Origin of the sequence: Micromonospora profundi (assembly GCF_011927785.1) — a bacterium.
GTDB classification, from domain to species: Bacteria; Actinomycetota; Actinomycetes; order Mycobacteriales; family Micromonosporaceae; genus Micromonospora; species Micromonospora profundi.
In genome coordinates this window covers 5240324-5266429 of sequence record NZ_JAATJK010000001.1, presented here as the reverse complement: position 1 = coordinate 5266429, position 26106 = coordinate 5240324, and the positions used below count along the sequence as shown (strand labels likewise).

At 72.3% G+C, this 26106-nt stretch carries 30 protein-coding genes and 1 tRNA gene; 21 read left to right on the top strand and 10 right to left on the bottom strand.

The genetic code is table 11. The annotated features are described in order from the left end of the window. The 9 genes from F4558_RS23205 to F4558_RS23165 all read left to right on the top strand — a co-directional run bounded on the left by F4558_RS23205 (position 1) and on the right by F4558_RS23165 (position 7351). Entirely contained in the window at positions 1–624 is a 624-nt protein-coding gene (locus tag F4558_RS23205) for a TrmH family RNA methyltransferase (RefSeq protein WP_053659460.1), read from the top strand. A 40-nt stretch (positions 625–664) separates the two neighbouring features. Beyond that, complete coding sequence (locus F4558_RS23200) at positions 665–1384, top strand: DUF6758 family protein (protein ID WP_312877388.1); 720 nt, start codon at positions 665–667, stop codon at positions 1382–1384. 116 nt (positions 1385–1500) lie between these two features. After that, on the top strand, positions 1501–1659 hold the full coding sequence (locus F4558_RS23195) for a hypothetical protein (RefSeq protein ID WP_007455302.1): 159 nt from the start codon (positions 1501–1503) through the stop codon (positions 1657–1659). Between the two features lie 6 nt (positions 1660–1665). After that, positions 1666–2541 (top strand): PH domain-containing protein, encoded by an 876-nt coding sequence (locus F4558_RS23190; protein WP_053659197.1) that lies wholly within the window; start codon positions 1666–1668, stop codon positions 2539–2541. Positions 2542–2645: 104 nt separating this feature from the next. Further along, positions 2646–3446 carry a SigE family RNA polymerase sigma factor gene (locus F4558_RS23185; RefSeq protein WP_167945982.1) on the top strand — a complete coding sequence of 267 codons (801 nt, stop codon included), beginning with the start codon at positions 2646–2648 and terminating at the stop codon, positions 3444–3446. Beyond that, positions 3443–4699: a hypothetical protein gene (locus F4558_RS23180; protein ID WP_167945981.1), complete on the top strand. Its 1257-nt coding sequence runs from the start codon at positions 3443–3445 to the stop codon at positions 4697–4699. Before F4558_RS23185 ends, F4558_RS23180 begins: the two co-directional genes overlap by 4 nt. 160 nt (positions 4700–4859) lie before the next feature. Next, positions 4860–5732: a PHP domain-containing protein gene (locus F4558_RS23175; RefSeq protein WP_157552889.1), complete on the top strand. Its 873-nt coding sequence runs from the start codon at positions 4860–4862 to the stop codon at positions 5730–5732. 40 nt (positions 5733–5772) lie between these two features. Beyond that, positions 5773–6387: a MarC family protein gene (locus tag F4558_RS23170; RefSeq protein WP_053659201.1), complete on the top strand. Its 615-nt coding sequence runs from the start codon at positions 5773–5775 to the stop codon at positions 6385–6387. 136 nt (positions 6388–6523) lie between these two features. Beyond that, on the top strand, positions 6524–7351 hold the full coding sequence (locus tag F4558_RS23165) for a RecB family exonuclease (protein ID WP_197281630.1): 828 nt from the start codon (positions 6524–6526) through the stop codon (positions 7349–7351). 17 nt (positions 7352–7368) lie between these two features. Here F4558_RS23165 and F4558_RS23160 read toward each other — a convergent pair whose 3' ends face one another. Beyond that, positions 7369–8232 (bottom strand): oxygenase MpaB family protein, encoded by an 864-nt coding sequence (locus F4558_RS23160; protein ID WP_167945980.1) that lies wholly within the window; start codon positions 8230–8232, stop codon positions 7369–7371. A 75-nt stretch (positions 8233–8307) separates the two neighbouring features. After that, positions 8308–8736: a Fur family transcriptional regulator gene (locus F4558_RS23155; protein WP_053659205.1), complete on the bottom strand. Its 429-nt coding sequence runs from the start codon at positions 8734–8736 to the stop codon at positions 8308–8310. Between the two features lie 201 nt (positions 8737–8937). On the opposite strand from F4558_RS23155, the gene F4558_RS23150 reads away from it, so the two are divergent. Then, a complete protein-coding gene (locus F4558_RS23150; protein WP_053659468.1) occupies positions 8938–9420 on the top strand; it encodes a DUF2231 domain-containing protein in 483 nt (160 codons plus the stop codon). 72 nt (positions 9421–9492) lie between these two features. Here F4558_RS23150 and F4558_RS23145 read toward each other — a convergent pair whose 3' ends face one another. Continuing rightward, positions 9493–9825 (bottom strand): hypothetical protein, encoded by a 333-nt coding sequence (locus F4558_RS23145; protein WP_167945979.1) that lies wholly within the window; start codon positions 9823–9825, stop codon positions 9493–9495. 185 nt (positions 9826–10010) lie between these two features. Between F4558_RS23145 and F4558_RS23140 the strand changes: the two genes are divergently transcribed. Then, positions 10011–10199, top strand: coding sequence for a hypothetical protein (locus F4558_RS23140; RefSeq protein WP_053659207.1), 189 nt, complete (start codon positions 10011–10013; stop codon positions 10197–10199). 90 nt (positions 10200–10289) lie between these two features. Here the strand turns inward: F4558_RS23140 and F4558_RS31760 are convergent, their stop codons facing one another. Further along, positions 10290–10997, bottom strand: coding sequence for a hypothetical protein (locus F4558_RS31760; RefSeq protein WP_231640174.1), 708 nt, complete (start codon positions 10995–10997; stop codon positions 10290–10292). A 308-nt stretch (positions 10998–11305) separates the two neighbouring features. Here F4558_RS31760 and F4558_RS32250 point away from each other — a divergent pair, with 308 nt between their 5' ends. After that, positions 11306–11560 (top strand): hypothetical protein, encoded by a 255-nt coding sequence (locus tag F4558_RS32250; protein ID WP_312877456.1) that lies wholly within the window; start codon positions 11306–11308, stop codon positions 11558–11560. Positions 11561–11778: 218 nt separating this feature from the next. Here F4558_RS32250 and F4558_RS23120 read toward each other — a convergent pair whose 3' ends face one another. Continuing rightward, positions 11779–12456, bottom strand: coding sequence for a 5-formyltetrahydrofolate cyclo-ligase (locus tag F4558_RS23120; protein ID WP_053659211.1), 678 nt, complete (start codon positions 12454–12456; stop codon positions 11779–11781). 85 nt (positions 12457–12541) lie between these two features. Here F4558_RS23120 and F4558_RS23115 point away from each other — a divergent pair, with 85 nt between their 5' ends. The 8 genes from F4558_RS23115 (at position 12542) to F4558_RS23080 (ending at position 20338) form a co-directional block, all read left to right on the top strand. After that, positions 12542–14971, top strand: coding sequence for a diguanylate cyclase (locus F4558_RS23115; RefSeq protein ID WP_312877387.1), 2430 nt, complete (start codon positions 12542–12544; stop codon positions 14969–14971). Between the two features lie 9 nt (positions 14972–14980). Beyond that, on the top strand, positions 14981–15943 hold the full coding sequence (locus F4558_RS23110; RefSeq protein WP_167945977.1) for a UTP--glucose-1-phosphate uridylyltransferase: 963 nt from the start codon (positions 14981–14983) through the stop codon (positions 15941–15943). Beyond that, positions 15940–17253 (top strand): molybdopterin molybdotransferase MoeA, encoded by a 1314-nt coding sequence (locus tag F4558_RS23105; protein WP_053659217.1) that lies wholly within the window; start codon positions 15940–15942, stop codon positions 17251–17253. The genes F4558_RS23110 and F4558_RS23105 overlap by 4 nt, the downstream gene beginning before the upstream one ends. A gap of 106 nt (positions 17254–17359) precedes the next feature. After that, the gene (locus F4558_RS23100) at positions 17360–18010 is read left to right on the top strand and encodes a GNAT family N-acetyltransferase (protein ID WP_053659219.1); all 651 of its coding nucleotides are present in this window, start codon (positions 17360–17362) and stop codon (positions 18008–18010) included. Positions 18011–18187: 177 nt separating this feature from the next. Then, positions 18188–18970 (top strand): divisome protein SepX/GlpR, encoded by a 783-nt coding sequence (gene sepX / locus F4558_RS23095; RefSeq protein WP_197281626.1) that lies wholly within the window; start codon positions 18188–18190, stop codon positions 18968–18970. A 245-nt stretch (positions 18971–19215) separates the two neighbouring features. Continuing rightward, a tRNA-Ala gene (locus tag F4558_RS23090) sits at positions 19216–19292 on the top strand. A 246-nt stretch (positions 19293–19538) separates the two neighbouring features. Then, positions 19539–19859 (top strand): ArsR/SmtB family transcription factor, encoded by a 321-nt coding sequence (locus F4558_RS23085; RefSeq protein ID WP_197281627.1) that lies wholly within the window; start codon positions 19539–19541, stop codon positions 19857–19859. Then, entirely contained in the window at positions 19856–20338 is a 483-nt protein-coding gene (locus tag F4558_RS23080) for an SRPBCC family protein (protein WP_167945976.1), read from the top strand. Before F4558_RS23085 ends, F4558_RS23080 begins: the two co-directional genes overlap by 4 nt. 245 nt (positions 20339–20583) lie before the next feature. On the opposite strand, the gene F4558_RS32000 is transcribed toward F4558_RS23080, so the two are convergent. Together F4558_RS32000 and F4558_RS23070 are read right to left on the bottom strand one after the other, a co-directional pair. Beyond that, positions 20584–21951: a DUF4352 domain-containing protein gene (locus tag F4558_RS32000; RefSeq protein WP_280845244.1), complete on the bottom strand. Its 1368-nt coding sequence runs from the start codon at positions 21949–21951 to the stop codon at positions 20584–20586. Between the two features lie 122 nt (positions 21952–22073). Further along, on the bottom strand, positions 22074–22730 hold the full coding sequence (locus F4558_RS23070; protein ID WP_053659227.1) for a 4'-phosphopantetheinyl transferase family protein: 657 nt from the start codon (positions 22728–22730) through the stop codon (positions 22074–22076). A 210-nt stretch (positions 22731–22940) separates the two neighbouring features. Here F4558_RS23070 and F4558_RS23065 point away from each other — a divergent pair, with 210 nt between their 5' ends. Further along, on the top strand, positions 22941–23201 hold the full coding sequence (locus F4558_RS23065) for a hypothetical protein (protein WP_053659229.1): 261 nt from the start codon (positions 22941–22943) through the stop codon (positions 23199–23201). Between the two features lie 76 nt (positions 23202–23277). On the opposite strand, the gene F4558_RS23060 is transcribed toward F4558_RS23065, so the two are convergent. The 3 genes from F4558_RS23060 to F4558_RS23050 all read right to left on the bottom strand — a co-directional run bounded on the left by F4558_RS23060 (position 23278) and on the right by F4558_RS23050 (position 25875). Further along, positions 23278–24060 carry a peptidase gene (locus tag F4558_RS23060; RefSeq protein WP_167945975.1) on the bottom strand — a complete coding sequence of 261 codons (783 nt, stop codon included), beginning with the start codon at positions 24058–24060 and terminating at the stop codon, positions 23278–23280. Beyond that, on the bottom strand, positions 24060–25343 hold the full coding sequence (locus tag F4558_RS23055) for a VWA domain-containing protein (RefSeq protein ID WP_167945974.1): 1284 nt from the start codon (positions 25341–25343) through the stop codon (positions 24060–24062). Before F4558_RS23055 ends, F4558_RS23060 begins: the two co-directional genes overlap by 1 nt. A 76-nt stretch (positions 25344–25419) precedes the next feature. Next, positions 25420–25875 (bottom strand): MmcQ/YjbR family DNA-binding protein, encoded by a 456-nt coding sequence (locus tag F4558_RS23050; RefSeq protein WP_245241351.1) that lies wholly within the window; start codon positions 25873–25875, stop codon positions 25420–25422. Between the last annotated feature and the right edge of the window lie 231 nt (positions 25876–26106).

Here is a 26106-nt window from a genome sequence, read left to right as displayed (position 1 = left end):
GTGACCGACGACCAGCTTGAGGTGGGTGTGGGCCCCTGGCCGGGGGACCCGCCGCAGGACCCGCTCTACGACCCGCAGTTGCTGGCCGAGGGGGACCGGCGCAACGTGGTCGACCGCTACCGCTACTGGCGGCACGAGGCGATCGTCGCCGACCTGGACCAGCACCGGCACGGCTTCCACGTCGCCATCGAGAACTGGCAGCACGACTTCAACATCGGCACTGTGGTCCGCAATGCCAACGCCTTCAACGCCGCCGAGGTGCACATCGTCGGACGGCGACGGTGGAACCGGCGCGGCGCGATGGTGACCGACCGCTACCAGCACGTGCGGCACCACGAGACGATCGAGGAGTTCGTCGACTGGGCCGCCGGACGGCGGCTGCCCGTGGTCGGCATCGACAACCTGCCCGGCTCCCGGCCGCTGGAGACGGGCACCCTGCCGCGGGAGTGCGTACTGCTGTTCGGTCAGGAGGGACCCGGCCTCTCCGAACCCGCGCGCCACGCGTGCGACCAGCTCTACTCCATCGCCCAGTACGGCTCGACAAGGTCGATCAACGCGGGGGTGGCGAGCGGCATCGCCATGCACGCGTGGATCCGTACCCACGCTGGGCCGCCGCCGGACTGAAACCGCGCCACGCCGACGCAATCGGACGATCCGACTTGACGTGCCGACGGTCCGGGGTGACGGTGGGGATGTGAGTGTCGCGGTGAGTTGTCCGAGATGCGGAGGCCCGGTACGGGCGCCGGATCTGATGCACACCGAGTCGAGGTGCCTGCGCTGTGGCCCGGTGCCGCCACTGCACGTACCCGAGCACATCGGAGCGGAGATCGTCGCGAGCGTGGTGGAGCGGATCACCGCGACAGCCGGTCCACCCGGGACGCCGCTGTGGTGCCCGTGGCCGCTGCCGCCAGGCTGGACTCTCACCGGAGTGGCGTACGCCGGGGACGACCGCACCGGAGTGCGGGCGACGGCGGTGGCCTGCGCCGGCCCCGCGCCGCTCGGTGGTGGGCCGGCGGACCTTGTCTTCGTGGCCGAGGAGCCCGGCGTCGGCCTGGGCACCAGACTTGCCGGTCTGTCCGGGCCGGACCCGGGGCCGGAGTTGGCCGACGCGTTGAGCGACCCCGGGCCGGGGCATCCGGAGCATGTTGGGCAGGCCAGGATCCGTGTGGGCGGTCATCCGACTCCACTGTGGTTGGTCAATTCGCCGACGGATCGAAGTGCGTACGCCGGCGAAGCTCGGGGAATGTGGCTGCATGCGATAGCCTGGCCGGCGAGTGCGGGTCACCTGCTCGCGGAAGAAGTCGTGCTACACGACCTGACCGAGTGGACTCCCCCCGAGCTCGTGTACGGCGCACCGTCCCCGTACCTACCCGGCAGGGCTTGACAACCCCTACGGATTGACGGAGAACGGACGCAGATATTCACTGTACGACACCACACTGATACTCTGGGTGCCGCTGCGGTAATGGGACCCGGCGCCGCGCGAGAGGATGGCCCGCCATGGTCAAGAAGGTCCTCACCTGGGCCGGAATCGCATTCTTGATCTTCTTCGTCGCCTATAGGCCAAACTCTGCGGCTGACGTGTTCAAGTCGCTGGGCGGCGGGATCATGGACATCGCCCAGGGGTTCGGCGACTTCTTCACCAGCCTCGTCGCCTAGCCGTCGATGGGAAGCCCCTCCGGACCACCCTTCGACCCGGACGACCCTGACCGGGAACGCCGCGAGCGCGACACCGAGCCGATCCCGCGGATCGACCCCGATGACGGCCCGGGCTACGGAGCTGGCCCTGGCCTGTCGGACGGTCCGTCCCTTTCGGACGACGTCGGCTACGGCGCTGGGCCCGGCTATGCCGGCGAAGGTCGGTCCGGTCGGGCCTGGATCCGTGATCCGGAGGCTGCCTATCAGCCACCCCAGATCTCCGAGGACGAGCTAGCGGGGCTGCGTGCCGACGCGACCGGCTCGACCCCCCGTCGGGTCCTTCCGCTGGAGGACGAGCCCAGCTCACTTGTCGCCCGTTACCTCTTCCCCACCGAGCGTTACCGGGGTGAGTGGAAGCGGCACTGGATCCACCTCACCACCCCGCTGTTGATCGGCATCGGGGCGACCTTCGTGCTCGGCTACCTGTCCGGTTTCCTCGCCGGGCAAAATGTGGGCGCATTGACCACCATCGCCGTGCTGCTCTGGTTCGCGGTGATGGGATGGGTGGCCTGGAAGGTCGCCGACTGGTGGTATGACCGTTTCATCCTGACCAACAAGCGGGTCATGGTGGTCAACGGCATCATCACCCGGCGGGTCGCCATGATGCCGCTGGTCCGGGTCACCGACATGAAGTACGAGCAGAGTCCGACCGGTCGCGCGCTCAACTACGGCACCTTCGTGCTGGAGTCCGCGGGCCAGGAGCAGGCGCTGCGCGAGATCAAGAATCTGCCCAACCCGAACGAGCTCTACCTGCGCGTCGTCGAAGAGATGTACGAGCCGCAGGCAGTCGAGGCGCGGCTCGGCAAGGAGGCCGACGAGGCCAAGGCCGACGACGGGGCGTGAAAGTTTTCGTCCGAACATCGGAGGAAGTGCGCACCTTTCGTCATGGACCGGAACGCCTCTGACGTGGCACTCTGCCAGGACAGCTTTGGGCGCGGAGGTGCGTGGTGGCGAGCAGGGACCCGTTGGAGGAGGAGTTTCGCGAGTTCGTCGCGGCTCGCTCCGCCGCCCTGCTCCGCACCGCCTATCTGCTCACCGGCGACTGGGCCACGGCCGAGGATCTGCTCCAGACCGCACTGACAAAGACCTACCTCGCGTGGAAGCGGCTCGGCGGAATCGAGGCCGTCGAGCCGTACGCCAGGCGTGTGATGGTCAACACGTCCACGAGCTGGTGGCGGCGTCGCTGGCACGGTGAACGCCCCACCGAGGTGCTGCCGGAGCGGGCCGGCGTCGACGAGATCGAGCAGCAACTCGACCGCGATCTGCTCTGGCGACACCTCAAGGAGCTGCCCAACCGGCAGCGGGCGGTGCTCGTGCTGCGCTACTACGAGGACATGTCGGAGGCTCAGACCGCCGCGATGCTGGACATCTCGCCCGGCACCGTGAAGAGCCAGGCATCCCGGGCGCTTGCCACGCTGCGCCGGCGGATCGGTTCCGCCACACCCGATCTGGTCGACGACGCTGCCAGGCAGGCTCAGGGCGACGCTGCCGGCACCGGCCGTACGGCCCGCACCGGCACCGGCCGTACGGGTGGCGGGGGTGCCCCGGGCCGGCGGATTCCCGCAGCGACGCCAAGAGTTGACGCGGCAGCCCGGTCCAGAGCCGACGCGGCAGCCCGACCTAGGCCCGACGCGATCGACCGGGCTGCGCCCCGCCCGGCCGTACCCCGTCCGGCCGCCCTGGCCGCCGACCTGCCCACCGCCCCGGCAGCCGTGCCCGTCGGCACCGGCCCCGGGGAACGGCAGTGAGCGCATTCCCCCGCTCGTCGGACAACCTGAACGGCGGGCCGGAGCGTCCTAACCAGGTGCGACGTGACGAGCTGGAAGGTGCGGTGCGGGAGACCCTCTCGCACCAGGTCGCTGTCGCCCACCCACTCAGCGCCGACCCCGCCGGGCAGGCCATCCGCCGGGCGAACCGGATCCGGCGGCGACGTGCAGGTGTCGGTCTCGCCCTCGGGGTCGCCACCACAGTGCTGATCAGCAGCGGCATGGCGCAGCTCGCCGAGGACACCAGCCGGCAGGGTCCACCCATCGTCGTTATCGGCGACCCCGACCCGTCGGACCGGTCGATCCCCTCGGCCACCCCCGTTGCCCCCACCACCGCACCGTCCGCTGGTCGGCTCCTCGCCGGGGTCCTGATCACCGCGGACGGGAAGCGGCTGGCCCAGCACACCGTCGGCCCGGCGGAACGGGCCCACCCGCTGCCGAACGGCGGGGGTCTGCTTGTGGTCGGCGCGGAAACCACAGCGGGCCGTTCCCTGTGGGTCACCCAGAACGACGGGCTGGTGCAGGTGCTGCTGGCCGGCGCGAGCCAGATCGTCCTGGCACCCGACGGCACCCAGGTCGCCTGGCGCGACGGCGCAGACCTGCTGGTGGCGGGCGTGGTCGGCACCCAGCTCATCGGGACGGTGCGCACTCCCGCACCGGACGGCGCGGAGCCCGTCCGGTTCGTCGGCGACCACGTCCTGGTCCGGCTCGACCCGAGCAGTCCCGGCCACGTCCTGTGGCGCCCCGGCACCGGCGACCTGGTTGTGGGCTCCGAGCGGAGCACCCTGAACGTCTACGGCGCGCTGCCGGACGGACGGCTGGTCGGTCAGGTCACCACGAGTGACCCGCGCGGCGCCTGCCTGGCCGTGCTCGACCCGGACCGGGGCCTGAAGCCGGTACGAACCGCCTGTGGCCCGCAGTTGAGCCGGGACGGCGTCGGCGAAATCTCCGCCGATGCGCGATGGCTGCTGGTGAACGGGTCGCTCGGCAAGACCGACAAGGCGCTCCTTGTCGACCTGCACCGGCTCGAGACGCCACTGACCGTCGTACCAGCCGGCCCGCCGGCAACCGGTGCTGTCGCCTGGCGCACCGAATCGGAAGCTTCCTACGTCGACAGCTCCGGAAACCTCGTCCGGGTCGACGTGAAACGGGCGTTGGCCGGAAAGTCGGCCGAGACGAGTCCCGTGCCCGGCCTGCAACCCGGCGACTGGCCGGTCCTGGTCACCGGCTCCTGACCGTACGCCTCGGTCGCGCTACCTTGCCTGTTCGCGACGTACCGGTGCTGCTGACCCTTTGCGGTGACCGGGAGGGCGGTCGCCTGCCGGGAGTCGCGCGGGGCCGGCCGATCGGCGGGCCTGGCGACCGCGGCCGGCGGTCCTCGGTAGCGTCGGGGTGGTGACCTCGCGTACCGGCCCCGCGCCACGAATCGACCTGCACACCCACTCCACTGCCAGCGACGGCACGATGAGCCCGGCGGAGCTGGTCCGCGCCGCCGCCGACGCGAGGCTGGACGTGGTGGCCATCACCGACCACGACACCACCGCCGGCTGGGCGTCGGCCCTGCGGGCGCTGCCCCCGAGGCTGTGCCTGGTCCGGGGCGCGGAACTCTCCTGCCGTTGGACCGGCGCGCATCGGGAGGTGTCCCTGCACCTGCTGGCCTACCTGTTCGACCCGGACCACCCGGAGCTGGTCGCCGAGCTGACCCGGCTGCGCGCTGCCCGGGAGGAGCGCGGCGAGCGGATCGTGACGTTGCTGCGCGCCGACGGCGTCGACGTGAGCTGGACCGAGATCCTCTCCGGCGCGGGCGGCGGCACGGTGGGGCGTCCGCACATCGCGCAGGCGTTGATCCGGGCCGGTCTGGTCGGCAGCACCCGGGAGGCGTTCGGCCCGGACTGGCTGGGCGAGCGCTACCGGCTGCCGAAGGAGGACATCGACATCTTCCGGGCGATCCGGCTGGTCCGGGCGGCCGGCGGCGTACCGGTCTTCGCCCATCCCCGCGCCAGCCGGCGCGGGCCGATCGTTTCCGACGAGCTGATCGCCGAGCTGGCCACAGCCGGGCTGGCCGGGCTGGAGGCCGACCACGAGGACCACAGCCCCGCCGAGCGCTCGCACGTCCGGGCGCTCGCCGGCGAACTGGGGCTGCTGGTAACCGGTTCCTCGGACTTCCACGGCACCCACAAGACCGTCGGGCTCGGCGCGTTCACCACAAGCGTCGAGGCGTACGAGCGGATCGTGGCCGAGGGGGTGACGGATGTCGCTTCGATCTGATCCGAGGTTCGGCCCGCATCGGCAGGGCTAGGTTGATCACGTGGATCTGAAGCTGTTCGGCGAGGTTTTCGTGACCCTGCTGGTGATCACCGACCCGCCGGGCATGATGCCGATCTTCCTGGCGCTGACCGGCCCCCTGCCCGCCCGCGACCGCCACCGGGCGGCCTGGCAAGCCGTCGCGCTGGCGCTCGGCGTCATCGTGATCTTCGCGGTGGCCGGGCAGACCCTGCTCGACTACCTGCACGTCGACCTGCCAGCCCTCCAGGCCGCGGGTGGCCTGCTGCTCGTGCTGGTTGCCCTGGAACTGCTCACCGGCAAGGCCGACGACCCCAGCAAACAGGTCACCTCGAACATCGCGCTGGTGCCGCTGGGTACCCCACTGCTGGCCGGCCCGGGCGCCATCGTGGCCACAATGCTCTTCGTCCAGCAGGCCGACGGGATTGGCGACTTCAGCGCCATCGCCGCCGCGATCCTCGCCGTGATGGTCACTGTCTGGATCGTGCTGCGTTTCTCCGGCGGCATCGTGAAGGTCCTGCGCCCCGGCGGCATCGAGGTGCTGACCCGGATCGCCGGCCTGCTGCTCGCCGCGATCGCCGTGCAGCTCATCGCCGACGCGGTGGCCGCCTTCGTCAGGCAGTACGTGAACATGGCCTGACCGGTACCTCCGGATGTCGGAGGTGGATGGCAGGATCGCAGGCGTGCGACGAGCCTCTTCAGCCGGACGACCCGCCGCAGGCGGCAGGGCCCCCCGACAACGCCCGGGTGGCGCCGAGCAGCTCGGCTTCGAGGGCATGCCGGAGCGGCTGTTCGTCTGCACGCCGAGCAAACTCGGCGCGTACGCCGACTGCCCCCGCCGCTACCGCTACTCCTACGTCGACCGGCCCGCCCCGCCGAAGGGCCCGCCGTGGGCGCACAACTCGCTCGGCGCCAGCGTGCACACCGCCCTGAAGAACTGGTACGCGCTGCCCGCCGACCGCCGCCGCCCCGAGGCGCTGGCCGTCCTGCTCAAGGGCACCTGGGTCCGCGAGGGCTACCGCGACGACGAGCAGGAGCGGGCCGCCTACCGTCGGGCGTTGGGCTGGCTGGAGTCGTACGTCGAGACGCTGGAGCCGGACGCCGACCCGCTCGGTGTGGAGCGGGTGGTGGCGGTCAAGACCGCCGTTCTCGCCTTCAACGGCCGGGCCGACCGCATCGACTCCCGCCCCGGTCCGGACGGTCCGGAGCTGGTCATCGTCGACTACAAGACCGGCCGCACCGGGCTCGACACCGACGACGCCCGAGGCTCGCAGGCGCTGGCGCTCTACGCGTACGCGGCCGAGCGGGTTTTCCGCAGGCCGTGCCGACGGGTGGAGCTTCACCACCTGCCGACCGGCACGGTCGCCGGCCACGACCACACAGTCGAGTCGCTGGCCCGGCAGCTGACCCGTGCGGAAGAGACAGCACGCGACATCATGGCCGCCGAGCGGGTGGTCGCCGACGGCGGCGACGCCGACGAGGCGTTTCCGGTGGCGCCCGGCCCGCGCTGCGGCTGGTGCGACTTCCGGCGGCACTGCCCGACCGGGGCGCAGACGCCGGGCAAGGAGCCGTGGGCGGCCGTGGACCGGCCCGCCGAAGGCTGACCCGGCGGCCGTCGTGGTCAGCCGGCCTGCGACGTCACCGTGAGCCGTGCCGCCCGCTCCTTGGCGGCCTGCAACAGCGGCCCCTCCAGATAGCGGCGGGGCACCGCGCCGAGCCCCAGCCTCAGGGCGCGCACGGTCAGATCCGCCGACAGCGCGGTGGTGGGCAGCCCCAAGCCGCCGTACAACCGGCGGGCCCACGCCGGCAGCAGGGCCAGCGCGGTGCCGGCGATCCCCAGGTACGCCCAGCGCGGTGGACCCAGTGTCAGCCCCAGCCGGGCCGGCAGGCTGAGCTTCCACGGCAGCGGCGGTGCGGTGAGGAACAGCGCCGTCTCGGCGGCCTCCCGGGTCATCCGCAGCTCCGGCCGTACCTCTTGGTAGTACGCCTCCACCTCGGCGGCCGTTCCCGGCACAGTGGCCGGGTCCAGGCCGACGAGTGCGGCCGAGCGGCGCTGCTCGGTGTAGTAGCCGTCCACCTCGTCGTCGGTGAGCGGCAGGCCCGCCCGCCGGGCGGTGCTGAGGAACGACTCGACCTCGGTGACGTGCACCCAGCGCAGCAGGTCAGGTTCGTCGACCCGGAACTCCTCGCCGGTGAGCTGGTCGGTGGCCCGCATCCGGGCGTGCAGCCGGCGCAGCCGCGCCCCGGCGGCCTCCGCCTCGGCAGTCGTCCCGTAGACGGTGGTCGCCACGTAGGTGGCAGTGCGGACCAGACGTCCCCAGGCGTCGGTGCGGTAGTTGCTGTTCTGCGCGACCCCGGCCATGGCTCGGGGGTGCAACGCCTGGAGGTAGAGCGAGCGCAGGCCGGCGACGATCAGGATCGGCTCCTCGTGCACCTTCCACGTGACCGAACCCGGACCGAAGAGGCCGAGGTCATCGGAGTCCACCGACCAAGAGTGCCACGGTCCGCCCGACGGTGCCCCTCGCGCGGAGGTGGAGGCGGGTGGTCACCTGTCAGCCTGTCAGCTGTCGGCGGAGCGGCGGGACTGGCAGGCCGGGCAGAGACCCCAGAAGGTCACCTCCGCCTCGTCCACCTCGAAGGCGTGTGCGACGCCCGGCTCCAGGCACGGCGCGCTGCCCACCGCGCAATCGACGTCGGCGATCTCGCCACAGCCCCGGCAGACCACGTGGTGGTGGTTGTCGCCGGCACGTGCCTCGTACCGGGCCGGACTGCCAGCCGGCTCGATCCGGCGGGACAGGCCCGCCCTCGACAGCGCCCCCAGCACGTCGTACACCGCCTGGGTGGAGACGGAGTCGAGGCGTTCGCGGACCCGCCGCGTGATCTCGTCGACGTCCAGGTGACCACCACCGGCGAGCACGTCGAGCACCGCGAGGCGCGGTCGGGTGACCCGCAGACCCTTCGATCGCAGTTGCTCCTCGGCACCGGACATGAGCCCAATGACAGCACGCGCGGTCGGCATCGACAACCGTCCGCCCGTCGCCGTGGTCACCGACACAACCTGGGATTCCCGGCGCAGGACCATGTCGCGCTGAACCCGATGGCCGCACCGCACGTGTCCTTCAGAAGAGAGCCCGGGAACAACCCGCGGTCCGTTTGCGGTCCCGTGACCGTGATTCACCAGGAGGAGTCGATGTTCGAGGAGATCCTGGGTCTACCGGCTCACGTCCTCGTCGTACACGCGGTGGTCGTCTTCGTACCGCTGCTCGCGGTGCTGGCCATCGGGTACGTGGGACTGCCGCGTTGGCGGCACCGGTTGGACTGGGCGCTGGGCATCCTCGCCGTGACCGCGCCGGTGACCGCCTTCGTGGCCGTCAAGTCCGGCGAGGCGTTCACCGATGCGCTGGTGGCCCGCGGTTACCAGGGCCAGATTCTCAACCAGATCTTCGAGCACTCCCGGTACGGCGACATCCTGTTCCGCATCGTTCTGCCGCTCGGGATCGTGGCCATCCTGCTGCTCGTGGTGACCAGCGGGCATCCCCGGGTGCCGCAGCTGCCGAACCTGGTGACGCCGGTGCTCGCGGTGGCGGTGGTCGCGTTGTCCATCGGCGCCCTGGTGTACGTCTACCTGACCGGCCACTCGGGCGCCGAGGCGGTCTGGGGCACGACCCTCTGATCGGCCCTGCTCTTTGGCTGGGCCGTGGTGCTGGGCTGCCTCTTCGGGCGCGGTGGCGGCGCGGCCAGGGGATCAGAAGATGACCCGCGAGCAGAGCAGGCAGACGAGTACCACAAGCACCACGCCGGCCGCCGCGCCGAAGCCGTAGGTGACCCGCTGCGAGCGCTGCTCGGCGGCGTCCAGGTCGGCCATGTCCTGCGGAGGCAGCCGTCGGGGCGGTGCCGGCTGAAGGTGAACGGGAGGGCGCCAGCCAGCCGGAGGCGGCACGCTCGGCGGTGGCCCCGGGTAGGCGCTCGGGGAGGCACTGGCGGGCGCGGCGGGTGGTCGGCCCGTCTGTTCGCCGTCACCGGTTTCGGGTCGACGCCAGTAGTCGTCCGGAGTGCTGCCACCGCTGGGGGTCGTCACGCCGTCCGACGCTACCAACGTGGCGGTCGGTCCGGTCACTTCTGGCCGGTGTGGCCCGCTTGGTCCGGTTGCCCGTTGGAGTGCCTCCGCTGACCGGGCCTCGTGCCTCCGCGCCCATTGGTCCGTTGCTTCCTGGTCAGCGCGGATGTCGGCGTACGGTTCGCTGCCCGCCGGCTGCGCTAGTCTTGCCGCTCGTGAGCACCGACCCCGGTACGCAGGGCACGCGCGGCGACGACGACCGCACTGTCGACCTGAGCGACGACTTCGTGGTGCTGCCCGAGCAGACCTCGGACGACACCGATCAGGGCTGGGGCGAGCGGGCCAGCGGCAACGACGACTGGCTTCTCGCGCAGCGCCCCCCGCACTGGGACTGACTCCCGCCTTTCCGCCAGCCGCTGCCGCCGGCTTGTGGTCAGCACCCGGTTCGGCGTCCGTCTACCTCGGGCCTCGTTCGAGCTGTGCGGTCAGCCGCGTACGACGATCGCGAAGCGGCTGCCCTCGGGCAACCCGACAGCGCGTTGTGCCTGGTCGGGGCGAAGTGCCAAATACAGCGCAGCGGAGCCGTCGGTCGCACCGGCACCCAGTACGTCCAGGACCAGGGCACCCGGTGCCAGCACTGTCGCCTCGGCGGCACCAGCCCCGCCGGGCGGCGCGGCCAGCAGGTCGACCCGGGCACCGGGCCGGACCACTGCCAGGGCTGCCGGCTCGGCCAGCCGGATCGGTACCCCTACCGCGCCGCTGGGCAGCGGTAGGGGACCCGAGGACGGGTGCGTGCCGCCCTCGGCAGTGCCGCTCCGCCCCTGCCCGGAGCCGGTTTGCCCGGTGCCGTTCTGATCCGTGCCGTTCTGTTCTGTTCCGGGCTGCCCAGTGCCGGTCTGACCGTTCCCGTTCTGGTCGGTGCCGGGCTGGTCGTCACCCGTACCGGCCCGGCCGTGGCCCGTGCCGGCCGGCCCGTTCGACGAGAGTGGTCCCGCGTTGGCCCCGCCGGAGCGCCCTGGGGACCGGTCGGCGGCATCGGTTGGCGGGCAGGTGGGCGGGGTGTGCAGGACGGCGGCGGCCAAGCCCAGCAGCGCGGCGACGAGCGCGGCCCGGAGCAGGGTACGCCCGCCGGGTAGGGCCAGCCGACGCAGCGGGCGCAGTGCCCGCGCCGAACCCGGATCGCCTGTCGCCATCTGGCGCCTCCCGTCCCGGGCGCCGCGGTGGCACCCGTGGACGGCAGGTTAGGCCGGTCGTGGCCGCCAGATCCGCCCCTGCGCGGGTGCCTGTGGATAACCCGCCGGCCTGTGGACAACGCCCATCCAACGGCCAGACCTGCTATGGCGCGAGAAGCTCCGCCGGCGCTGATCCACTCGGGTTCCTGGAAATCGGGGTATCCGAGCGGCTCGGAAAGGCCGCTTTCCAGGAACCCGAGTCGATCAAGAGGCTGGTGCGCCTGAAGAGGTTCGCGCGCCTCAAGAGGTTCGCGCCTCAAGAGGTTCGCGTGACTCGCGTGGGTCAGGAGGCGGAGCTGCCCGCCGGGGCCTTCCCGCCACTCGACCCGCCGGACGAAGACGACCCGGACGAGGAAGACGATCCGGACGAAGACCCGCCAGACGAGGACCCGGACGACGACGCGCCCGAGGACGAGCTCGACGAGCCGGAATCCCCACCCGAGGTCGACGAGGACGACTCGGTCTTGCTCGCCGTGCCGGCGGTCGCACCTTCGGAGCCGGCCGCGCGGGAGTCGGTGCGGTAGAAGCCCGAGCCCTTGAAGACGATGCCGACGGAGTTGAAGACCTTGCGCAGCCGCCCCTGGCACGTCGGGCACTCGGTCAGCGGCTCGTCGGAGAAGGACTGCACCGCCTCGAGTTGGTGACCGCACGCGGTGCAGGCGTACTGGTACGTAGGCACGTTCTCCTCCGGTATCGGGCTCGGGCCAGTTGGCACTCGACGTATTCGAGTGCCAATGGTGCGTCATTCGCCCCGGGTTCGTCCAGCGGACGTGTGGGGCGCGACACCATGCGCTCTACCCGGGCCGTCATCAAGCGTACGCACCCCGTCGGCCGGGGTGACGACCGCTCGGACCGGAAGGTCGTGCGCCTCGGCGGGAATCGTCTCGACCAGCTCTCCGTCGTGCAGTGGCACAACGGTCAGCGCGGTGGTCGGCACCCGTGCCAGCGCCCTGTCGTACGAGCCGCCGCCCCGGCCCAGCCGCCGGCCGCGCAGGTCGACGGCGAGCGCCGGTACGACCACCAGCTCCGCGCGGGCCACCGCGTCCACCCCGAGCCGTGGCCCGACCGGCTCGCGGATGCCCCGGCCGGCCGCCACCAGAGCGTCGGGCCCGGTGTACGCCGCCCAGTCCAGATCCAGGTCGTCGCGGAGCACCGGCAGCAGCAACTCTGCGTCGGCGGGCAGCGCCGCCCGCAGCACCTCCGGCAGGTCGGCGCCGCCCGGCTCGGAGCCGACCGGCACGTACGCCGTCATCCGGTGGGGGCGCAGCCGGCGTACCAGTGTGACCAGTTCAGCCTGGACGCGCCCGGCTGCGGCGGCCCGCGTCGGACCGGGCAGGGTCCGGCGGCGGGCGAGCAGGTCGACGCGGGTCTTCCGCTTGGCCTCTCGGGCCGCTTCCGCTTCATCCGAAAATTCCGGCACGCAACACTCCTGACGCAACACCACTACCACGGTCGCTCTGTGTCAGCATCGCAAGCAACGGAGGCGGAACTTCCGGGGGGACCGAGTGACGCTACGCGGACGGCTGACGGGAGCCTTCCTCGTTGTGGTGCTCGGACCGGTCCTGCTCGGGGCCTTCTTCGTCGCCTCCACCGTCGCGACCGTCGACCACAGTCGATCAATTGAGCGCCTCGCGGTCGCCGCATCCACGGTGCGTACCTCGGTCGACGCCCTCTGCCAGCAGCTACGTGCCACGGCCGACGCGGTCGCCCTCACCGGCGAACCCGCCGTCGCCGCCGGCCAGCTCGTCGGCCGAGGACTGGCCGCCGCCGTCCTGATCACCGACGTGACCGGTCAGGTCACCTACGCCTCACCAGGCGCGCCGCCGATGCCGTGGCGGGACTGCTCCGGCCCGGCCGCCGCGTCGCCCGGCCCGGTCCGCGCGCTGGCCGCCCGGGTCGACCTGCACGACCGGGCCGGGGCCCTTGTGGGTACGGTGGCCGCCGCGCAGCTGGTCGACCCCGCCTTCGTGGCCCGGCTCGCGGCGGTCACCGGGGTGGCCGTCACGCTGCTCGACGGGGGTGCGAGTGCCGCCAGGTTCACCCACACCACCGAGTCCCGCGAGGTACGCGACGCGGTGCTTGCCGCCGCCAACGCCACCCACGGCGAACGGGTCACGGAGACCACCGACGGTCGGTACGTGCGGCGGATCGGGCCGTCCAGCGGGCAGCCGCTGCCGTTGGTGCTCTCGGTGCCCAGCGAGCGGCCACCCGGTCTGCCCGCCACGCTTGCCGGCGCGGTCGTGCTGGCCGGGCTGCTCGCCGTGCTGGCCGCCTGGCGACTCGCCCGGGTGACCACCCGACCGCTTGTGGAGCTGGCCGGTGCCGTGGACCGGGTGGCGCACGGAGACCTGACCGCCCGGGTGCCGGTGCGCAGCCGGGACGAACTGGGCCGCCTGGCCGTCGCGTTCAACCGGATGACCCGGGAGACCGGGTCGTACGTCGCGGCGCTCACCAGCAGCCGCGACCAGTTACGCGGGCACCTGGCGGTGCTCGGCGACACCCTGGCCAGCACCCATGACCTGCAACGCATCCTGCGGGTGATCCTGCACAGCGCCATCGCGGCCACCGGTGCGCGGGCCGGCGCGGTGCTGCTTGTGGAGTCCGGCGGGGTGCTCGTCGCGCAGTGCAGCGAAGGGCTGGACGGGCGCTGGCCGGCGGGGGACCAGGACGGCCCGGAGCCGCTGCGGGTGCCGGTGGGCGTCGGCGTGGTGGGTGCGGTGGCCGCAACCGGTGTGCCGCAGCGGGGGCGCGTGGAGGCGACCGAGATCCCGACGGGGGAGCCACGCTGCCGCACGTACGTCGCGGTGCCGTTCGCCACCCCCGGCGGCACGACCGCCGTGGGCGGCGGCACAGCCATCCCCGGTGGCGGCACAGCGACCCTCGGCGGCAGCGGGACCGCCGTGGGCGGCGGGACCACCGTGGGCGGCGGGACCACTGCCGGTTCGGGTGGAACGGCGGAGGCCGACGAGGCCGGCGCGCCGGCGGCGGCGCTGGGAGTGCTGGCCCTCTACGACCGGCTGGGCGCCGACGAGTTCGACGACGACGACCTCGTCACCCTGCGGACCTTCGCCGGGCACGCGGCAGTGGCGGTGGACAACGTCCGGGTGCACGAGGAGGCGCAGCGGCTCTCCCTCACCGACCCGCTCACGGGGCTGTGGAACTACCGCTACCTGAGCGAGTCGATCCGGCGGGAGGTGGAGAGGGCCAGCCGGTTCGGCCGGATGCTCAGCGTGCTCGCCCTCGACCTGGATCGCTTCAAGGACGTCAACGACACGTACGGGCACGCGGCCGGGGACACGGTGCTCGCCGAGTTCGCCCAGCGGATGCGCGGCGAGATCCGCGAGGTGGACCTCGCCTTTCGCCAGGGCGGCGAGGAGTTCGTGCTGCTCCTGCCGGAGACCGACGCCCGGGGCGCGGCGATCGTCGCGGAACGGCTGGGCGCGGCGGTACGGGAGACGCCGGTGGTCGTCGAGGCGTACGCCGGGCCGATCGTGGTGACCGTGTCGGTGGGCATCGCCGTCTACCCGCACCACGGCACCACCGGCCGGGAGGTGCTGGAAGCCGCCGACGACGCCCTCTACGCGGCCAAGGCGGCCGGTCGGGACACCTATCGGGTCGCCGAGATCCGCCCCGACGTGCCGATGTGCGAGATCCCGGTGCCCTCGGGTGCCGTCAGCCCACCCGATGGGCTGCCGCGCGCCGGCCGGCCCATGCACGCCCAACGGGAGCCGGGCGGGCCCGCCCGGTCGGAGTCGGCTGCGGGCGTACCCGAATCGGACCCGCCGGGGCCGGCGCACGCCCGGCCGGAGCCGACCGACGACGCGGCCGCCACCACCGGCGAAGGCTCGCGGGCCGGCCCGGATGCCGGGCGGCCGGGGTCGGGTGGCGGCGCGTCTTCTGGGCCACACCCGCCGCGGCAGAGCCGTGGCCGATAGTCTCGCGGCATGTCGGAGCACTCAGCGAACCCCTCATCGACGGTCGCCGCAACCGGCCGTCCCCTGGCGGTCAAGGCCGTCATCCCGGCCGCCGGACTGGCCACCCGCTTCCTGCCGGCCACCAAGGCGGTGCCCAAGGAACTGCTACCGGTGGTGGACCGGCCGGTGTTGCAGTACATCGTCGAGGAGGCGACCCAGGCCGGCATCGGCGACGTGTTGCTGATCACCGGACGGGGTAAGACGTCGATGGTGGACCACTTCGACCGTCGCCCCGACCTGGAGGCCAGGCTTGAGGAGAAGGGCGACGCCGAGCGGTTGGCCGCCGTACGCCGGCCGAGTGAGCTGGCCGAGATCTACACCGTCCGGCAGCCGGAGCAGCTCGGGCTCGGTCACGCCGTCGGGTACGCCGAGTCGCACGTCGGTGACCAGCCGTTCGCTGTGCTGCTCGGCGACGAGTTCGTCAAGCCGTCCGAGCCGCTGCTGCCGGCAATGCTTGAGTTGCAGGCCCGCACCGGCGGCGTGGTGCTCGCCTTCTTCGAGGTCGACCCGGCCGAGACCAAGCGGTACGGCATCGCCTCCGTCGAGCCCGCCGAGTCGGAGCTCACCGACATCGGCGAGGTCGTCAAGGTGACAGGCATGGTGGAGAAGCCGCAGCCGGAGGACGCCCCGAGCAACCTCGCCGTGCTCGGCCGGTACGTCCTGCCGGGGAAGATCTTCGACGCGATCCGGCGGACCAAGCCGGGCAGCGGCGGCGAGATCCAGCTGACCGACGCCATGGAGTTGCTGCGTACCGAGGGCACGCCGGTGCACGCGATCGTCTACCGGGGCACCCGCTACGACACCGGCATGCCGCTCGGATACCTGCAGACGGTCGTGCAGATCGCCGCCGAGCGCGAGGACCTCGGCGCCGAGTTCCGTTCCTGGCTGGCCGAGTTCGTGAAGGCCGACGCGGCAGGCGGATCTGGTACATGACAGCTACGGCCGACGCCGAGGCGGCCGCGAACGAGTTGACGCCGCTCGCCGACTACCTGGGCAGCGTGCTGCGCAGGTTACGAGCGCTGCCGCCACTCGACCTCGACCTCACCCAGGCGCACGGCAACGTCCTCGCCGAGGACGTCGTCGCGCCGCACGCCTTCCCGGCCTTCGATCAGGCGGCCGTGGACGGGTACGCGGCACGCTGGGAGGACATCTCCGGAGGGGGCCGGGGCCCGAGCTACGTCCCGGCCCCATCGGGTACGCCCGGTGGGCGGACCATCCGGCTCAACGTGGTGGGCGACCTGGGCGCGGCGAGTTGGCGACCGGTGCGGCTCACCCCGGGCTCGTGCTTCTCGGTGGCCGCCGGGGCGCCGCTGCCGGTCGCCGCCGACGTCGTGGTCCCTGTCGAATGGACCGACCAGGGCATGGCCGCCGTGGAGATCTTCCGCGCCCCCAAGCGGGGGTACGGGGTGCGCCGCGCCGGTGAGGAGTTGGCCGTCGGCACCCTGCTCGCCCGTGCCGGCACATACGTCTCCCCGGCGCTGGTCGCCGTCTTCGCCGCCACCGGCATCGGGCACGTGGTGGTCCGGCCCAGCCCACGGGTCGTCATCGTGGCCACCGGCGACGAACTTGTCGACGTCGGCCGGGGCAGCCAGCCTGGGCAGGTGGTGGACGCCAACTCGCACGCCTTGACCGCAGCCGCGGCCGAGGTGGGCGCGCTGGCGTACCGGGTGGGTATCTGCGACGACGACCCGGAAGGGCTGCGCGGGCTTCTGGAGGACCAGACCCTGCGCGCCGACCTGATCATCACGACGGGCGGTACCGGCACCGGCCCCGGCGACATGGTGCGCCGTATCCTGTCCCGCCGCGAGGGCGGCCGGGCCGGCCCGGTCACCTTCACCGATGTGGCGCTCTACCCGGGCACCGCGCTCGGCTTCGGCACTGTCGGCGCCGAGGAGGTGCCGGTGGTCTGCCTGCCCGGCGATCCCGGTGCCGCGCTGATCGGCTTCGAGGTGCTGGCGCGTCCCGCCATCCAACTGCTTGCCGGCGCCGAGCCGGTGTTCCGTCCCAGCGTCCGCGCGCACCTGTTGGAGACCGTGTCGTCCCCGGGTGGGCTGCGGGAGTTCCGGCCCGCGCACGTCGCCGAGCGGCGTGGCGGCGGGTACACGGTGCAGCCGCTCAGCGGCGGGCCGTTCACCCTGTCCGGACTGGCCGAGGCGAACGGGCTGCTGGTGCTCGGGGAGCGGGTCACCACCGCCGCCGCCGGCTCCACCGTGGACGTACTGCTGCTCGACCGCCGTCGGTGACGGTTGCCCTATCTGCCCGCTCGCGGTCCGCTCCCACGATGGGCGGTCAGCGGTTCATCGCGGGTCTACTTGCGCGCGACAGGGTCCCGCGCGGGAGACTGTGCGTGTGAGTCTCTTCGGACCCGTGCGGGCACCCGGCTGGCCGGCGGTGCTGGCCGACGGCCCGGTGTTGCTGCGTCCCTACCGGCGCTCCGACGCGGCGGCCTGGTCTGAGGTACGCCGGGCCAACCGGGCCTGGCTGGCGCCCTGGGAGTCGTCGCTGCCCGGAAGTTGGGACGAGCTGAACTCGCCTGCCGCGTTCCGCTGGGTGCACCGCGACCAGCGCCGGTCCGCCCGGGAGGGCGAAGGCATGCCGTTCGCGGTCTGTCTGCGTGAGGGCGACCGGGATCGACTGGTCGGGCACATCAACGTTGGCAGCATCGTCCGGCGTGCCTTCTGCTCCGGATACGTCGGCTACTGGGTGGACGCCCGGGTCGCCGGTCAGGGCGTGATCCCGACGGCGCTGGCGCTCGCCGTGGACCACGCGTTCGGGCCGGGCGGGCTGCACCGGGTGGAGGTCAACATCCGACCGGAGAACCGGCCCTCCCGGCGGGTTGTGGAAAAACTCGGCTTCCGCGAGGAGGCGTACCACGTGCGCTACATGCACATCGACGGCGCCTGGCGGGACCACATCGGATACGCGATGACGAGCGAGGAGATCGCCGCCGAGGGCGGTCTTTTGGCCCGCTGGCATCGGGTACGCGCAAACGCCCGGTGAGCCGTCCCACGCACGGGATCGGCGCGGCGCGGTGGCATCCCGGTCGGCGAGCCGTAACCTCAAGTAACTGCAAGCTGTGGCAAGCGTTCCCCCGTCCGGACGATCTACGCACCCAGGCGCGATCGGTGGAAGATCCTGCGGTCGGGTGGCGGTTGCTCCGAATTGGTGACGGGAGGGGTGAGGGTGCCGACCTCGGTGCTCCTCGCCGTCCTCGCCGCCGCCGGCCTGCTCGCCCTGGCCCCGGCGCTGGTTCGCCGGTACGACGCCACCGAGCGGCTGGTGGCGGAGCGGGCGCAGTCGACGGCGCGGGTGCTCCAGCGCCGCCGACGGCGCCGCACTGTGCCCGGACGGCGACCCGTCCACCCTCCGCGCTCCCTCACCATCACTCTGAGTGAGGACGCGACTACAGGTAGGTTGGCCGCGCCGGTCTCCGCGCCCCCGGCAGCCCGCCGCTCCGGCCGGCTGCGCGCCGTACCGCCGGCCCCCAAGCGGTCCCGTCGCCGCCCGCCGCCGCGCCGACAGCACACCCCCGCCGTGTACCGCCGCCGCCGCGTACTCGCCGCCCTGCTGCTGCTCAACTTCGTCGAGTTGATCGGCGTGCTGTTCGTCAGCCCCGGCTTCTGGATCAGCTTCTCGGTCACCTTCCTGCTGCTTGCCATGTACGTCGTCCACCTGCGCGGTCAGGCCCTCGCCGGTCGCCGCCGACGCCGCGCCCGGGCCCGCGAAGCGGCCTGGTTGGCCGCCCGCCAGGCCGAGGTCCGCCGCGAACAGGCCCGCCGTGCCGCTGCCCGCCGCGAGGCGCAACGCCGCCTGGCGGCCCAGCGCGAAGGGGTACGCCGAGCCGCCATGGGCCTCGACCGCCCCGGAGACCTGCCGGCGGCCGTCAACGGTGGCTCGGTGTCGTACCGACGCTCCGGCGGGCTACGTGGCCGCCCCTATGAGGCGGGCCGAGGAGCCTGAGGCTCTTGGTCGGGCGGCGCTTGCTCTTGATCGACTCGGTTTCCTGGAAATCGCGGTGTCGTGGCGTCCCGGATGCCCCGGTTTCAAGGAAGCCGAGTCGATCTTCGGTGCGGCGTTGGCGCGGCGTCGGCTTGATGGCGGCGCGGCGGCGGGGGCGGATTCGCGGTGGAGGCCGGCGACCTGTTAGCCTTGCTGCCGGCCCGCCCGGTGTAAGCCGGGTGGGACCGAAGCCGGCTCGCCGGTGGGGGGCTGTGGCGCAGACTGGTAGCGCACCTCGTTCGCATCGAGGGGGTCAGGGGTTCAAATCCCCTCAGCTCCACCAGCAACACGTACGACCAGGGGGGCCCGCAGGCAAGATCAGCGGGCGCAGATCAGCGAGAATCCAGGGCCTTCGGGCCCTGTTTTCGTTTGGGCGCGCGTATCGCGGAGCGCCGCTGATGATTGCCCCTCAGGGCCATTCTTCGGCCACCAGTAGCGCGCCGGTTTCAGGTGATCCGCAGGCTGTCGGGGCGTCGAGGCGTTCAATTCTCGCCTTGACGCCAGCATCGGTAAGTCGTAGCTTACGTTCGTGGTGACTTACGGAGTGCATCCAGGCTGGGAGGCGCTGGGTGATCCCAGCAGGCTCGCCATCGTTCAGCGCCTGGCCGAGAGACCCTGCGCCGTGGGGGAGCTGGCAGACGAGCTGCCCATCAGTCGACCAGCCGTGTCGCAGCACCTCAAGGTGCTCAAGAGCGCGGGCCTGGTGGTCGACCACCCGATGGGAACCCGTCGCGTCTACCGGCTGAGTCCGGATGGGCTGGCCGCACTACGGGACCAGCTCGACACGTTCTGGCGACGGGCGCTGGACGGCTATCAGGACATCGTCGAAGAGACCGAGGAGCGTCCATGACGCAAGCAGCTACGGCGGTGGTGCGCCGGCAAATCGTCGTCGATGCGCCCATCGAGCAGGCTTTCACCGTATTCGTCGAGCGGTTCGGCGACTTCAAGCCCCGCGAGCACAACCTGCTCACGGTCCCCATCGCCGCGACAGTGTTCGAGCCGAGGGTCGGCGGGCACATCTACGACCGGGGTGTCGACGGCAGTGAATGCCGGTGGGCGCGCATCCTCGCGTACGAGCCGCCGACCCGCGTCGTCTTCAGCTGGGACATCGGGCCGACCTGGCAACCCGAACCCGACCCGGACCTCGCCAGCGAGGTCGAAGTCGCCTTCATCGTCGAGGCACCGGGCCGGACCCGGATCGCGCTGGAACACCGGCATCTTGAGCGGCACGGCCCTGGCTGGGAGTCCGTTCGAGACGGAGTCGACAGCGACGCCGGATGGTCGCTCTATCTCGGCCGCTATCTCTCCCTCTTCGGCGGCGACAGCTAGCGCGCGACAAGGCCGCCAAAGGGTGCCGGCACGGCGGCGGAGCCGGGCGGCCGCGCCCTCCAGTTGGTAGGGCTTGGTGACCACCGGGAACGACTGCCTGCTCGGGCCGAAGTCGGCGCGGGGAGTACGGCAGGCTGCTTGGGCCGAAGTCGGCGCGGGGAGTACGGCAGTCGGGCCGCCGGGACGAGGCGGCCAACCTGTTCGAGCTGGGGCCGGCCCCGACGGGCCGGCCCCACGTCACAGCGTCACGGCTTCCAGCTGGCGGCGGTCCTGAACCTGTGCTGGTACTCCAGAGTGCCGTTGGTGTCGGGCACGTTGAACACGATGGTGCCGGTGTGGGTGGTGCCGGCGGTCAGGTTGGTGCCGGACCGCAGCGTCGTGCCGCAGCCGGACAAAATCCCGACGATGGTGCTGGTCCTGGTGCCGTCGGCGGCGATCCACCAGAAGTACAGCTGGTTGATCGAGCCGGTGCCCTCGACGATCGACACGGTCACGTCGGCGATCAGGTACATGCCCTTGTCGGGCTTGGGGCCGCTCGTCCTGCACGGTTCGGTGGCGGTGCTGAACTTGGTCACGGTGACCTTCATGACGCCCCGGTCGTCGTCGATCTGCGCGGAGTTCCCCGCCGGCATGTTCATCGACGGGCCGCCGGTGGACGACGGGGCGGGCGCCGGCCCCCCGAGTTCGGGTATGGACTCGATCGTCTCGTTCGCGGTGCGGTTCGCACCGACGACCATCGTCACGATGCCGCCCACGCAGCACAGCAGGGCAAGCACGGCTGCGATGACCACGATGATCAGCACGGTCTTCGTGGAGTTCGCCCCCGTCGCGGGCGGCGGCATGCCGGGCGGATAACCCGGCCCAGCCGGCGGCGGGTAACCCGGCCCGGTCGGCGGCGGGTAGCCCGGCCCGGTCGGCGGCGGATAACCACCGCCGCCGCCGGCGGGCGGGTACCCACCGGCTGCGAACGGCGCCTGCTGCTGCCAGTGCGGACCCGGCGGGGACGAGTACGGCGGGGAGGAGTACGGCGGGGTCGGCTGCGGTGCGCCGGTGAACGGCGGCTGGTCGCTAGCGAACGGCGGCTGCGGTGCGCCGGTGAACGGCGGCTGCGGCGGGCTCGAGAACGGCGGTGGCTGCTGGTCGCCGGTGAACGGCGGCTGCGGTGCGCTGGAGAACGGCGGCTGCTCGCTGACGGACGGCTGCTGCGGCTCACCGCCGTGGGAGGGCTGCGGCGCGGCAGGCTGCTGCGCGCCGAACACCAGCGGTGGAGGTGGCGACCACGGGCTGGGCGATTCGGGCGCCGTCGGGGCGGTCGGGTCGGCGGCGGTCTGCGGAGGTGTCGCCGGGTTCGGCTGGGCCGGTGTCGCCGGGTTCGGCTGGGCCGGTGTCGCCGGGTTCGGCTGGGCCGGTGGCTCCGGGTTCGGCTGGGCCGGTGGCTCCGGGTTCGGCTGGGCCGGTGGCTCCGGGTTCGGCTGGGCCGGTGGCTCCGGGTTCGGCTGGGCCGGTGGCTCCGGGTTCGGCTGGGCCGGTGGCTCCGGGTTCGGCTGGGCCGGTGGCTCCGGGTTCGGCTGTTGAGGGTCCTGCGGCCCGCTGGGGGGCTGGGGGTGGGTCAACGTACTCCTTGGCACCTCGTCAGTTGCGGCTTCGGGAACCCGCCGACGTTACCGTGCCCTGTCGAGGGTCCTGTCGATGCGCCGGACCGGCACTTCCGCCCGGCCAGTGTGGACGACGCGACTCAGCTGAGCGGGAGGACGGCGGCGGTACGGACCAGGCCGTCGGCGACAACGAACCGCCCGGCGATCGTGGCGGGTGGGTCGACGACGTCGGCGGCGTCCACCCGGGAGGGTGCGATCCGTGCGGTGAACGTACCGGCGTCCGGGTCGATGCTCAGGTGGGCGTCGTGGAAGTCCAACCAGCTGCCGACGACCGGGTACCAGACCTTGTAGACGGTCTCCTTGGCGCTGAAGTAGACGACCGGCCAGGAGGTGCCGGCGGGCAGCCGGGCGCAGTTCTCCTCCTCCTCGGGCAGCAGCACGAGTCGGCGTACCCCGGTGTTGATTTCGCGGTGCCGCTCGGCGTCCATACCGACGGACCGGAGGTCGGTGGCGCGGGCTGCGGCGGCGGCGCAGTAGCCGCTGGTGTGGGTGATGCTGCCGACGACGCCGGCAGGCCAGACGGGCGCGCGGTCGGCGGCGGCCGGTACCGCCGTCGCCGGCAGGCCGAGGTCGGTCAGTGCCCGGCGGGCGCAGACGCGGCCGGCGGTGAAGTCCCGGCGACGGGCCTGTACCGCCCGTTCGCCGAGGCATTCCTGCTCGGCGGCGAGCAGCTTCCCGGCCCAGTCGTCGGGGCCGGCGACGGCCACGGCCACCGTCGGGGGCAGCAGGTCACGCATCGTTGTCGCCTACCAATCGGTAGAAACGGACGTTGAGCGCCGATAACCGGCCGACCGTCAACTTTCTGACTCTCACGAGGGGAGAAGGTACCGCAAAGATGTATCACCGGAGGGACGCGTCGCTCCCTCCCTGATGGCTCCGGAGGGACCACCATCAAAGCTGGCCGCGCGCGGCCGCCAGTCCCGTGGACATCTGGAGAGGACTATGCGATGACCGATGGTGCGGAACGGCCGGGAGTGCGGGCTGACGAGCATGCCCCGACGACCCCTGGCTGGAATTGCGGTTCCTGCGGTGAGGAGTGGCCGTGCGCGACGAAACGCGGCCGGCTGCTGGCGGAGTACGGGGGTGACCGGGCGATGCTGAGCGTCTACCTGGGTTCGTGCCTCGCCGCCGCCACGGAGGATCTGCGTACCGCCCCGGTCATGTCCCTCCAGGATCGCTTCATCGGCTGGATCCCGCGCCGCAGGTGAACGGCCGGGCCGCCGAAAATGCCCCGCAGTCGGTGGCCCCGCCCGACGGCGGGACCACCGACTTGTCGCGCGGGTTTCAGGCGCGTCGGGGACGCCGCGTCAGGGCGAAGCCGACCACGCCGGCCACGGCGGCGAGCACGCCGCCCACGCCGGTCCAGATCCAGCGCGAGCCGAGATCCGGCAGCCAGGCCGCCAGCGAGTCACCTTCGTCGTCGGCCTCCGGGTCCTCCGTGGGTACGGCGGTGAGCACTGTCCCCGCCTTGGTGTTCGCCACAAGTGGCGCGGCCAGCTCACCGTCCTCGGCCGAGGAGCCCCGGTCGGCGACGACTCCGACGAGCAGGTCCACGTCGATGGGCGCGCCGAGGTCCGGCTCGGGCAGTTCCACAACGGAGAGCCGGACGACGTACGTGCCGGGCAGCGGGTCGGCCGACCACGGCTCCGCCCAGGGCCGCACCTCGCGCAGTGTGCAGCCCAGCGCCACGCTCGACGCCTTCGCGTCCACCGTCGGGGTCTGCGCCCCGGCGGTGCAGGCCTGCCGCCGCCGCAGCCCGTCGAAGACGTCGACGGTCCAGGTGGACGCGCCGGAGCGTGCCTTCGGGAAGGTGACGGTGGCACTGATCTCGTGCACCTGCCCGGCGGTGGCAGGGAACGACCAGTACAGGTGGTCGCCGACCGAGGCGTCCACCCGTACCGGCTGCCCGGCGGTGATCGGGGTGGCGGTGAGGAACGAGGTGCCGGCGCGGGTCACAGGGGTGGCGCCCGGCGACGGCGTGGGGGCGGCGGCGGCCGCCGCGGGCAGCAGCGTGGCCCCACCGGCGGCGAGCAGCGCGACGAGCGAGCGGAACAGCGGTGTACGCATCAGTTCTCCCTCCAGGTGGCGACCCACCAGCGGGTGAGCAGACCGGCGATCAGGCCGGTGAGCAGTCCGGCGACGGTGAGCAGGGCGAGCAGCACCCAGCCCCGGCCGAGGTCGGGGCCGTCCGGGCCGGGAGCGGCGGCGACCACGTCGATGGTCAGCTCCACAGGCATGCCGGGCGTCGCGGCCGTTCCGGGGCGGGGGGCGAACGAATTGCTCACCACAAGGCAGACGGTGGTGGGCTCGACGACGGGCGCCGCACTCTGCTCGGCCACCGTGTCGTCCTCGTCGTCGGCGGTTGCCGACCAGCGCAGCCCGGCGGAGAGCACGTCGGCGCGTCCGCTGCCGGCGTCGGCGCCCCGGACGAGTTCCCGGCCGTCGGCGGCGGTGGCCCGCAGCAGCACCCCGTAGTCCCGGTTCACGGGCCGGTCCAGCGCCATGCTCACCGAGGCACGCAGCTCCTGCCCGGGGCGTACCGGAACGCGGTAGTAGCGGTGCTCGGAGAACGCCTCCCGGTCCGCGTAGACACCGGGGGCGAGCAGCGGCGCCGAGTCACAGGCGCTGGTACCGCCGACGACTGTCGGTGCCCGCGTGTGGGTGTCGGCGGCCCGCTCGACGAGCTGCTTGATCCGTCCGGTCAGCTCTTCAGCGCTCTGCGCCGCGGTGTACGTGCCGCCGGTCGCGCTGGCGATGCACAGCAGTTGCCGGCGGACCTTCTCGTCGGGCGCGAGACCGAGCGTGTCGACGACGAGGCTGGTGCCCTGCGCGGCCAACTCCCGGGCCACCTCGCACGGGTCCGGCGGGGCGCAGGTGTCCTCCCCGTCGGTGATCAGCACGATGCGTCGGGTGGTGGAACCGCTGCCCAGATCCTGCGCGGCGGAGCGCAGGGCGAGCCCGACCGGCGTGAACCCGGTCGGACGGAGTGTCGCCACCGCGTCCTTGGCCCGGGCACGGTCCACCGGCCCGACAGGCACGATCTGCTGGGTGTCCTGGCAGCCGACCTTCTTGTCCTTGCCCCGGTAGGTCGCGCCGAGCACCCGGATGCCGAGCTGCGTCTCCTCCGGCAGCGCGTCCACCACCTCGTTGAACGCCTGCTGGGCTACCGAGATCCGACTGCGTCCGTCGATGTCGGCGGCGCGCATCGAGCCGCTCACGTCGAGCACGAGTTCGACGCGGGGAGGTTCGGTCACCGGCTCCTCGCCGGCTCTCGCCGGGACCGGCCCGGTCAGCGCGGTGGTCGCCAGCAGTCCAAGGAGGACGGCCGTCGATCGTCTGAAGTTGATCACGGCCCGCAGTGTAGTGAGATCCACTTTGGACGATCATCCGGGTGACCGCCCGATGATCACCGCGGCGGGACGGGGGTCAGGCGGACGCGTCGAGCAGGGCGACAAGCCGCTTCGGCGCGATCTCCCGGTAAGCGTCCCGGCACAACTCGTCGATCTCGACCCAGTCGACCGTGCCGTCGAGCCGTACGCCGAGCCACCCCCGACCACCCACGTAGGGAGGGCGGAAGAAGCGTTCCGGGTCGGCGGCGGTCAGCTCCGCCTGCGCGCCCGGCGGGGCCGCGCACCAGAGGTGTGGGAAGTCGTTCTGGTGGTGCCCGTCGGCGTGCAGGGTGACGAAGACGCTCTTGTCCCGGACGAACCAGGTCGGTGACCCGTGACTGGGTCGCTCGGTCACCTCGGGCAGGGCCAGGCAGATCTCCCGGACCCGGGCCAGTAACTCCACAGCGCCCCGCCTCCTGTCACGATCGCCGCACAGGCCCGGTGCGGCACGGAACTGGACGCCCGCGTCAGCCGCGCGGCGTCGCATGAACATCGAAGCAGCCCATCGAGGCGCAGGGTCCACGACGGGTCACCCTCGGTCAACTATCGAAGGAATGTGCTGGACGCGGTGAGTATGGTCGGGAATCTGACCCAAGTCGACCCGTTGTGCCGGTGGTGCGGGGTGGTTAAGCTCTTCATGCGCGCCCCAATCGCCCGCTTCCCCCGTGGCAGGCGATCGGGGCGCGCGCCTTTGTCCAGACGGGCCCGCACGCTTGAAGCGTGC